The organism is Paracoccus laeviglucosivorans (assembly GCF_900182695.1).
GTDB lineage: Bacteria > Pseudomonadota > Alphaproteobacteria > Rhodobacterales > Rhodobacteraceae > Paracoccus > Paracoccus laeviglucosivorans.
Genome location: NZ_FXTK01000017.1, coordinates 87,036 through 97,129 on the forward strand (window position 1 = coordinate 87,036; position 10,094 = coordinate 97,129).

Sequence of the window (10,094 nt, forward strand, 5' to 3'; positions counted from 1 at the left end):
CTGGACGTATCAGGTCAGCAATACCGCTCGACATAGGCCAGTTGATGGTCGCCATATCGGTCGCCATGCGCAAATCCGACGGGCAGAATACGCTGAATTTCGGCCATATCCGCAGCGGTCAGTTCCGGCACCTGCCAATCGCCAAGGTGGTCAGCGGTGCGTGTGCCGGGGATGGGAATGATATGATCGCCTTGTGCAAGAACCCAGGCCAGTGCTGCGCCGGCAACCGTCCAGCCACGCGCAGCGCAAAGGTCGCGGAACCGCGCGATCGCAGCAAGGTTGGCGGACAAATTGGGCTCGACAAAGCGCGGATTGGTGTCGCGGAAATCAATGCCTTCACGGAAATCCCGCTTTAGCGGGGCCCGTCCGAACATCCCCCGTGCCAGTGGCGAAAAGGCCACGAAGGCGACGCCCAGATCGCGGCAGGTCTGCAGCAACCCAAGTTCGGGCAAACGGGTCCAAAGGGAATATTCGTTCTGCACCGCAGTCACCGGATATTCAGCATGTGCGCGGCGCAAGGTCGCAGGCGCAATTTCCGATAGCCCATAACCACCGATCTTTCCCTCGGCGATCAGGCGACCCATGGTCCCGGCCAGCTCCTCGATCGGCACATCCGGCTGGCGGCGGTGGATATAGTAAAGATCGACATGCTCGCGCTTCAGTCTGCGCAGTGATCCTTCAAGACATTGGCGGATATACGCTTCGTCGTTGCGCACGGTTCTTGGTGGCCCGTTGAGAATGCCGCATTTCGTTGCAAGGTGAATGCTCTGCCTGCCCCATGTGCCGATGATCTGTTCCGACACACCCATGCCGTAGATGTCGGCTGTGTCGAAATGGCTGATGCCCGCATCAACCGCCGCGTCAAGGCACGCAAGCGAGGTCGCGTTGTCGGTTGCCCCGAATATGCCGCCAAAGCTCATTGTGCCGAAACCGATGGCACCCACATTGCTTTTGCCAAGCCGTCGTTGTTTCATGGATAACCTTTTCCGCCGCGCTGCGGCAAGGAAGCGCGAAGCGGAACCACAGTCAAGCATGTGTCCCCGCCAAGACATGCGCAACAGCCGGAACCGGGACGCGCAGCGGGTCATAGCGGCCGCATCGGGGATCAATTCGGCCTGAAACAGACAAAAAACGTCCTTGATCGCAGCTTTAAAGGCGCGGAGCCTGTCCCGTGGGCGGGAATGGCAGCACCGATCCAGCGTCGCTGAGACGCTTGCCGGCGGCAGGGCGGAAAGCGCGTGGCGCAGGGGGCCACAGATGTGTTGTCTGCCATGCACACTGGCGTGTTCTGCATCAGCCCAGCATTGATGATGATGCCGGCATCACTGCGACCGACGATCGCATCCTTCGCCGGTGTCCGGTGAAAATGACAGACGGGGTGCAAGGGTCACAATACCGAACACCCCCATTCAAATATCTCTGGCAATATGCGCTGCGATTGCGCCGCGATGACCACGCAAGGCGACACTTACATGGATCAGGCCGCGTCGATGGGCTTGATGAACAAAATCCATTCACTTGCATCGACATCCCAATCGCCCTTGACGACAGAACGGCGGGCGACTTCGCTGTAGCCCTTGGCCTGATACAGCCGCAGTGCATCCTGATGCGTGTCAGCGGCGATCAGGCTGATGCTGGCTTGCCCGGCATTCGCCGCAATCTTTTCGGCATGTGCCAACAATGCACTGCCCAAGCCCTTGCCGCGAAACGCATCGTAGGTCGCCAGGACGTTCAGATACCACGAACCCGGTGCCAGTGCCTCAAGCTCCAGCAGGGGCACGAAGATCGGCGGTGTGTCCGGGTCGATCGGGCCGGGTTCCTCGGCCGTATAGCCCAGCAAGCAGGCACCGACTTCGCCATCCAACTCGGCCAGCCATGCATTGTTATACGAGAAGTTGCCCGTCTCACGGGCCGCACGCTCTTGCCCCAAGGCCCAGGGATCGCCTTCGGGGCCAACCGTCTTGCGCCAGAAATGCAGCGGCAGGTCATCCGCAGCCATGTTGATGAATCGCACCAGATGCGCGGCATCCGATGCCGTTGCGTTGCGGATGTCCATGTTCGTTTCCGTCCCTTTGTCTGCCTTAGTCTTTGACGATTTGGCGATGACCCACCAGCCCCCTTGGCAACGTCCCGCACCTATCGTCTGGCTTGCATGGGGCGTGGGCGCCGCCTACCAAGAACCATGACCCACGAAGCGCCTAACGAGGATCGATATGAGCGATACGATTTTCCGCTTTCCCGCACCCGGCCCAGAGCCGATCACCACCGATCTGGACGGCTGGATCAAGGTCGAGGGCAACCCGACCATGCGGTATTGGATACAGCATAGCTCGGTCGATGGCAGCGTGATCTCGGGCACGTGGGAAGCGACCCCCGGCACCTATCACGCGACCTATCAGTTCTATGAATTCGTACACCTGATCGAAGGCCGCATCACGATCACCCCCGATGGCGGTGAGCCTGTCACGCTGAATCCTGGCGATGCCTTTGTGGTCGAGCCGACCTTCAAGGGCACCTGGGTTATCGAAGCGCCGGTGCGCAAGCACTTTGCGATCAAGCTGAAGTAAGCGCACGCCGCTTTCGATGCCTGCCTGCGTCCCGGTCGGGGCGCAGATATTCATTGCGACCGACCGTTCCGGGATACGCCCCCCATGACCCTTGCCGATCTGATCGTGACCCATGCCCGCGTCCTGACCATGGACCCGGATCGTCCCCGCGCCGAAGCGGTGGCGGTGGCGCATGGGCGCATCCTTGCCGTGGGTAGCGTGGCCGAGATTGCGGCATTGGCCGGGCCGGATACCAAGGTCATCGACGCCGCCGGACGGACTCTGCTGCCCGGCTTTTTCGAGGGGCATGTGCATGTCGGTCTTGGCGGCGCGGACCTGACGCATCTGCATATCGGCCATTTGCATGGGGCTAAGGCGGTTGGCGATGCGTTTCGCGACTTTGCCACCGCGAACCCCGATATGCCCCTGCTGATGGCGCAAGAGGCGCATTACGACATTCTGGACAAGCCCGCCACGCGCCAGGATCTTGACGCAATGATCGCGGATCGTCCCATCGCGATGATGTCGCCCGACCTGCATACGGTCTGGGCCAATACTGCAGCCTTGGAAGCCGCTGGATTGCTGCGCGGCGCCGAGATGCCGCACGGCCACGAAGTCGTCATGGGCGATGACGGGCTTGCAACAGGAGAGCTGCGCGAGTTTGAGGCTTTCGGCCCCTTGATCGCCTTTGCCGGCGAAGGGCGCATCAACCTTGGCATCGCCACTGGCGAAGAACCCGATCCCCGACCCTCTGCCGCCGAACGTGCCGCCGACAAGGCGCTGCTGCGCAGGGGCATGATGCACTGCGCCGCGCATGGCGTCACCAGCTTGGTGAATATGGACGGCAACCGCTATACACTGGAACTGCTGGCCGAGATGCGGGACGAGGGCGACCTGCCCCTGCGCGTCAAGGTGCCGTTCCATTTCAAGCCGCATATGGCGCTTGCCGCACTTGACCGCGCCTCGGCGATGGCGGCGGATTTCGACGATGACTGGATCAGTTCCGGCTTCGTCAAGATGTTCATGGACGGGGTGATCGACAGCAAGACCGCCTATATGCTGCACGACTATCCCGACCAGCCCGGCCATCGATCCGAGCCGCTGTTTCCACCCGCGCATTTCGACCGGATCGCGACCGAAATCGACCGGCGCGGTTTGCAGATCGCGGTTCACGCCATCGGGGACGGTGCGGTCAGAACGGTGATCGACGGCTATCAGGCCGCACGGACTGCCAATGGCCCACGAGACAGCCGCCACCGCATCGAACATATCGAGTTGATCGACCCCGCTGACGTTTCCCGGCTGGGAGCGTTGGGCATCACTGCCAGCCTGCAGCCGCCTCACGCACCGGGAGCCATGGATTTCCCCTTACAGCCGACGCTTTCACGGATCGGAGAGGCGCGGTGGCCGGATGCCTATCGCTGCCGCAGTCTGGCCAAGGCGGGTGCTGCCATGGCATTTTCCAGCGATTGGCCGGTGGCCGATGTATCGGTTCTGCGCGGGATCGCGGCAGCATTGACGCGCCAACCCTATGCGGGGGCGCAGGATGAACGACTGTCCCTGATCGACACGCTGCACGCCTATACGGCGGGCGGCGCATGGGCCGCGCATCGCGATCACGTCACAGGAACCATACGTGCCAGGCTGGCTGCCGATCTTGTGCTGTTGGGCGGCGATATTGGAACCACCCCCCCAGCGCAAATCCCCGATCTGGGGGTAACACTGACGATCTGCGGAGGCCGCATCATCCACGATCATGACGTATCGGCACAGTGATTGACGTGCGTCGAGGGGCAGATGACGGCTAGGCTGCGTTCGCCGAGAGACAAAGGGGATTGGATTGAGGTTTAGGGCGGTATTGAGCCGAGGGTGTGTCAAAACCCGGTGGCATGCTATGTTTTCTCGGTAGCAGGAGATCGGCATGGCGGGTTTCATTGAGGGCATTCAGCGCAGCCAGACGGTGCTTTTCCCCGATCGGCTGGAAGACTGGATCGGCGAAGATGATCTTGTCCGCGTTGTAGATCTGTTCGTCGATGAGCTTGATCATGCAGACCTTGGTTTCGTGCGCGCGACCTCGGCACGCACCGGTCGGCCGGGGTATCATCCTGCGGTCCTGCTGAAGCTGCTCATCTATGGCTATCTGAACCGGATTCCGTCGAGCCGCCGGCTGGAGCGCGAGGCGGGGCGCAATGTCGAGGTGATGTGGCTGATCGGTAGGCTGGTGCCAGACCACAAGACCATCGCCGAATTCCGCCGCACGAATGGCCGCGCAATCCGGAAGACTTGTGCACAGTTCGTGGAGCTGTGCCGCCGGATCGGCGTGCTGAAGGGGGATTGCGTCGCCATCGACGGGAGCAAATTCAAGGCGGTGAACAATCGCGACAAGAACTTCACCAGAAACAAGATCGCCAGCCGCCTCACCCATCTGGAGGCTGATGTCGAACGCTATATCAATGAGATGGTTCGCCTCGACCGGCAGGAAGAGGGCGAGGCCCGCGCCGCGAAAGTGCTGCACCTTGCCCGTCGCTACGGCCGTATACGGCAGGAAATCGCGCGGTTGAAGGCAATGGACGAAGCCTTGGCCGACACGCCGGACGGACAAATTTCCCTGACCGATCCGGACGCCCGCGCCATGGCCACCAGCGCCCGACACAGCGGTATGGTGGGCTATAATGTCCAAAGCGCTGTCGATACGGAGAGCCACATCATCGTCACGCACGAGGTCACGAACCAGGGATTCGACCGCGACCAGCTCAGCCCCATGGCGATCGCAGCCAGGGAGGCGCTCCACCGCGACGATCTGCATGCCATCGCCGACAAGGGTTACTTCAGCGGTCCCGAGATACTCGCCTGCCATGAAGCAGGCATCACAACGACCGTGCCGCGCCCGGCCACCTCAGGCAATGCGGCCAAGGGCATGTATGTGAAGGCCGATTTTTCCTATGCTCCAGAGCGCGATGTCTATGTCTGCCCGGCGGGCGAAGAGCTCATCTACCGCTACACCACCGAGGAGCGTGGCGTTCAGGTCCGGCGATACTGGATCAACGAGTGCCAGACCTGCCCGCTGCAAAGCCGATGCACCACCGGCACGGAACGCCGTATCACCCGATGGGAACACGAGCATCTGATCGACGCAATGCGCGAAAGACTGAGCCGGGATACCGATCCGATGACCCTACGCCGCTGCACCGTCGAGCACCCCTTCGGCACGATCAAGGCCTGGATGGGGCACACCCATTTCCTGACCCGCACGCTGAAAAACGTCCGCACCGAGATGGCATTGAACGTGCTGGCCTACAATATCAAGCGGGTCGCCTCCCTGATCGGCATCCGACGCCTGATCCAGGCTATTCCGGCTTGATCGGCGCTTTCTGCCCTATTTTCTGCGCTATGCTTCGCTCCATGAGGCCTCCAGGCCATCTCTGGCCGTCCACCCGCGCCACATGACGATTTGGCGCTGAAGGTTATCCGCAGTCTCGGAAATCGGAAAGCAAACGGCCATCGCCACCGTGTTTTGACACAACCTCAGCCCATTGCAGACGGTCGTGAGCTTCGCATAGCCTTATGAGATCCAGACACCTAACAGAGTTTCCGATGATGCAGGCGGTCCCTCAGCCCAGAATTAAGTTATCGAAGCTACGCGACATCGGTTGGGCGCTCTGGGATCCTATCGGACTGCTGGACCCAGAAAACTGCTCGAGCAGATGGGACGACGAAGCGAACCTGCCATTCGCAGACGAATACGACAGCTATTTGCTAGAGGCGGCTTCAGAGCTGCGCAGGGGAATACCCCGCGGCGAGGTCGTCGGGTTTCTAGTCGAGATCGAAACCCAGCACATGGGGTTAGGCGAAAACACAAGCGCCCGATCAAGGGCTGAAGCGGTTGTCGAGGCGATCCTCGCCGACCAGACTATCTGGACATGGCCTGATGCTCAGGGACGATTCGACCAGGCCGTTTGACCGCTTAGTCCCGCATACCGGACGCTTCTCCGCTCGGGTTGTTGCACAAGCGTCTAATTGCGGCTTCGGGGAAGCTCATGCGCTGGATGCAAGACCCGGCCGTGGCTATTGCCCAGCCTCGCTGCCTTGCAGCAAGCGGCAGCCCCCCGCACGGCCTGCGCCCTAAGGCGCGTCTCCGGCAAGGGTGCAGCCTTTCACCGTGACCGCAAGATTGTGGCGCAAGAACCTGTCGCGCACCTTCTCGACGGCGGCTATCGCAGTGATGTCCCACAGTTTTGCACCAGAGAGGTCGATGGTCACCGGCCCACTGTGATCGCTGGGGTCAAAAGCGTCGATAAAGGCATCGGCCGACGCAAAGAAGATCTGCCCCTCGACGATGTAAAGATCGCCGTCGCGCCGCACCTGCTGCAGGGCGGCAACCTTGACGGCAAAAAAGACCCCGCTCATCAGCACTCCGACTAGCACGCCAAGCGAGAGGTTATGGCTGAGGATCGTAACACCGACTGTCGTCAGCATCACCAGATTGGAAAGGGTCGGCGTCGTACGAAGCCGCCGCAGCGAGCCCCAGTCGAGCGTATCGATCGACACCATGACCATAATCGCGACCAGTGCCCCCACAGGCACCTGATCGATCACATCTCGGGCCAAGACCATCAGCAGAAGAAGAAGCCCCCCTGCGGCCATGGTCGAAAGCCGCCCCCTTCCGCCATACTTTACGTTCGATACTGTCTGCCCGATCATGCCGCATCCGGCGATGCCGCCGAACAGGCTGGCCGCGACGTTGGCCAGCCCCAGTCCGCGCGCTTCGGCATTCTTATCCGAGGGCGTGCCGGTCTGATCGTCAACCACCCCGGCGGTCATCAGGCTTTCCAGCAGACCCACCATCGCAATCGCGAGCGCAGGGGCGAAAATGATCTTCAGTAGCCCCAGGTCCAGCGGCACGTCTGGCAGGTGGAACAGCGGCAGTCCATCCGGCAAGATGCCAAGATCCGACACGCGCGGCACGCCAAGGCCAAATGCCGAACATGCCAGTGTCAGCAGAACCACACAGATCAGCGGTGCAGGAATCTTTGTCGTCACGCGCGGCGAAAGGTAAATGACCGCAAGCCCTGCCGCCATCACGGCCAGCCCGCTGGGACCGGCGTTCAGGATATGCGGCAACTGCGCGGCAAAGATCAGCACCGCAAGCGCGTTCACAAAGCCTGTGCGGACAGAGTTTGAGACATATCGCATAAGCGTGGCAAGTCGTGCGAAGCCAAATAGGATCTGGAACAGACCGGCCAGAAGCCCCGCCGCAAACAGATACTCCACCCCGTAATCGCGGACCAGCGGCGCCACAACCAACGCGACCGAGCCCGCAGCCGCAGAGATCATCGCCGGGCGGCCGCCAAAGACAGCGATAACGATGCTGATGACGAAGGACGCATATAACCCCACCGCAGGGTCGATACCGGCGGTAAAGGAAAATGCGATCACTTCGGGAATGAGCGCGAAGGTCGCCACCGCCCCCGCAAGAATTTCGCGGACAGGATTGTCCTGCCACTGCTGCAAATAGTGCCGTGCCCTGGTCGTGATGGGAAATACGCGAGAAATATGCGTGGTCCGGCGGATCGGCGGCCGGAATAGCCACCCGGGCTTTCACCGGGTCCATGCGATTGCCCCCGCCTTAGCCGGATGCGCCGCATTTGCCAAGTGAGGTTCCGCAGAAAGTCCTTTCTTCTACGAGTTCCTTCCAATTGCGGTGATGTCGGTATTCGCCACTGGCAACGGTCTCAGCGGTGTCGAACTTTTATCTGGTCCGTGGCAGCCCGGCTCTGTGAAGGCATGGCATGACCTTGCTGCTTCGCGCCAGAATGCCTGCGTTTTGACAGGAAGTGGACCATAGTCTATTTCTAGGCAGACCTCCTCGGCCAGCAATTGCTGGATCACGCGCTCGGACGCGTCATAATCGCCTTAGCCAGAATGGTGGTGACGGAACTGGCCCTTGGCATAGATGAAGTAAACGCGGATCAATACTGGTTCTTGAAGGCACGCCAGATGGCATAGTCGTTGTCAACCGCGACGGAATAAGTGATCGACAGGTATGCCACGGCCTTTTCCGCATTCGACATGACCTTCCCCCCGTGGATACCTCGATCATAACGAGAGTCTGCTGGTTTGTGCGCTGCTCCCCAACCTTGGACCGCCGCGGGTTAGAGTTTCGCGGCTCTAATCACGGGGGCGGGCTGGTTGCGCCACCGGGAATGTGCAGATCGATCGGCACGTTGTAACCGATCGCGCTGTGCGGTCGGACCTCGTTGTAGTCCCTGCGCCAAGCCTCCACCTTTTCGCGAGCGTCCGCAAGATCCATGAACCAGTGGGCATTCAGGCATTCCGCCCGCAGTTTGCTGTCGAAAGCTTCGATGAAACCGTTGTCCGTGGGCTTGCCCGGCCGCGAGAAGTCCAGCGTGACCTCGTTCGCACAGGCCCAGAGATCCAGATCGCGGGAGATGAACTCGCTACCCTTATCTACCCGGATCGTCTGCGGATAGCCGATCTGCCGGCAGACCCGTTCCAGCGTCTGGACCACATCCTCGCCCCGGTAGGTGAACCGGGGATCCGCCGCCGGGCAATAGCGCGAATGGATGTCCACGATGGTCAGTATCCGCAGTTGCTTGCCCAAGGCAAGCTGGTCGTGAACGAAGTCCATCGCCCAGACCTCGTTCGGGCCTGCCGCCTCCCGGCGGTCCTCGCGCAACTTGGCTTTCACCCGGCGTTTGGGATGATTGTTGCGCAGCTGAAGACCCAACTCATTGTAAATCCTGCGCGTCTTCTTGATGTTCATCTGCCAGCCCTCCCGCCGCAACAACACATGGATGCGCCGATAGCCATAGCGCACACGCGTTTCGCAGATCTCGCGGATCCGCAGTTCCAGGCCGGCCTGTCCGGTGCGACAGGCTTTGTAATGGTAGCTTGAGGTGTCTCGAACCGCAGCGCTTGGCAGGACCGCCGGATCGAGACACCCCAATCGACCAACATCCCGTCGACAAGCTTGCGCGTCCGGACAGGCCTCAGAGCTTTCGGCGAATGACATCCTGCAGCATCTCGCGGTCAAGTGTCAGGTTCCGCCACGATCTTCTTCAGCCGCGCGTTTTCATCCTCGAGCGCCTTCAACCGTCGCATCTCGTCGGGCAGCAAGCCGCCATACCGCTTCTTCCAGTTGAAGTAAGTCGCTTGGCTGATCCCCGCCTTCCGACAGATCTATGCCACGGCCGTTCCCTCCTCGCCCTGCTTCAGGATAAACGCCTTCTGCGCTTCCGTGAACTTCGATGCCTTCATCGTCATCAGCTCCTCTCCCAGCCGGGAAATGCTAGCCGAAAACTCCAGCTTCAAACGGTCCATATCTCAGGGGGCAGAGCACGATCTTGCGGCGGGCGGTCACCGGATGGAACTGGTCGGAGAGCTGGCGGCGATCCTGTCGTTTTTGGAGGGTGCTAGAGCGATTCCCAGCGTCCATGGTCCGGACATGACAAAGCCCCCGCTTTTGGCGAGGGTTGGATCCAAGTCGGTTTCGTTGGTTGCGGGAGCAGGATTTGAACCTGCGACCTT

General features: G+C 60.9%; 8 protein-coding genes, 1 pseudogene and 1 other annotated feature. Of the genes and pseudogenes, 5 read left to right on the forward strand and 4 right to left on the reverse strand.

What is annotated here, in order from left to right; genetic code table 11:
• Positions 1 to 14 precede the first annotated feature (14 nt).
• The gene (locus FN835_RS16025; RefSeq protein ID WP_142664236.1) at positions 15 to 974 is read right to left on the reverse strand and encodes an aldo/keto reductase; all 960 of its coding nucleotides are present in this window, start codon (positions 972 to 974) and stop codon (positions 15 to 17) included.
• A 503-nt stretch (positions 975 to 1,477) separates the two neighbouring features.
• A complete protein-coding gene (locus FN835_RS16030) occupies positions 1,478 to 2,056 on the reverse strand; it encodes a GNAT family N-acetyltransferase (protein WP_142664237.1) in 579 nt (192 codons plus the stop codon).
• Between the two features lie 157 nt (positions 2,057 to 2,213).
• Here FN835_RS16030 and FN835_RS16035 point away from each other — a divergent pair, with 157 nt between their 5' ends.
• The 4 genes from FN835_RS16035 (at position 2,214) to FN835_RS16050 (ending at position 6,506) form a co-directional block, all read left to right on the forward strand.
• Positions 2,214 to 2,567, forward strand: coding sequence for a cupin domain-containing protein (locus FN835_RS16035; protein WP_142664238.1), 354 nt, complete (start codon positions 2,214 to 2,216; stop codon positions 2,565 to 2,567).
• Positions 2,568 to 2,651: 84 nt separating this feature from the next.
• Positions 2,652 to 4,322, forward strand: a complete 1,671-nt coding sequence (locus FN835_RS16040) for an amidohydrolase (RefSeq protein WP_142664239.1) — start codon at positions 2,652 to 2,654, stop codon at positions 4,320 to 4,322.
• A 145-nt stretch (positions 4,323 to 4,467) separates the two neighbouring features.
• Positions 4,468 to 5,907 (forward strand): IS1182 family transposase, encoded by a 1,440-nt coding sequence (locus FN835_RS16045; RefSeq protein ID WP_142664240.1) that lies wholly within the window; start codon positions 4,468 to 4,470, stop codon positions 5,905 to 5,907.
• 233 nt (positions 5,908 to 6,140) lie between these two features.
• The gene (locus FN835_RS16050) at positions 6,141 to 6,506 is read left to right on the forward strand and encodes a hypothetical protein (protein WP_142662897.1); all 366 of its coding nucleotides are present in this window, start codon (positions 6,141 to 6,143) and stop codon (positions 6,504 to 6,506) included.
• A gap of 162 nt (positions 6,507 to 6,668) precedes the next feature.
• Here FN835_RS16050 and FN835_RS16055 read toward each other — a convergent pair whose 3' ends face one another.
• Both FN835_RS16055 and FN835_RS16060 read right to left on the reverse strand, forming a co-directional pair.
• The gene (locus tag FN835_RS16055) at positions 6,669 to 8,057 is read right to left on the reverse strand and encodes a SulP family inorganic anion transporter (RefSeq protein ID WP_142664241.1); all 1,389 of its coding nucleotides are present in this window, start codon (positions 8,055 to 8,057) and stop codon (positions 6,669 to 6,671) included.
• A 45-nt stretch (positions 8,058 to 8,102) separates the two neighbouring features.
• Positions 8,103 to 8,158: a sequence feature (sul1 is cis-regulatory element that is thought to sense ions involved in sulfur or methionine metabolism; They are found in Alphaproteobacteria), on the reverse strand.
• Positions 8,159 to 8,718: 560 nt separating this feature from the next.
• A pseudogene (locus FN835_RS16060) lies at positions 8,719 to 9,824 on the reverse strand (IS3 family transposase).
• On the opposite strand from FN835_RS16060, the gene FN835_RS21475 reads away from it, so the two are divergent.
• Positions 9,805 to 10,094, forward strand: a 290-nt coding sequence (locus FN835_RS21475; RefSeq protein ID WP_221930452.1) for a hypothetical protein, incomplete at its 3' end; no start/stop codon positions are given. The pseudogene FN835_RS16060 and the gene FN835_RS21475 sit on opposite strands and share 20 nt — an antisense overlap.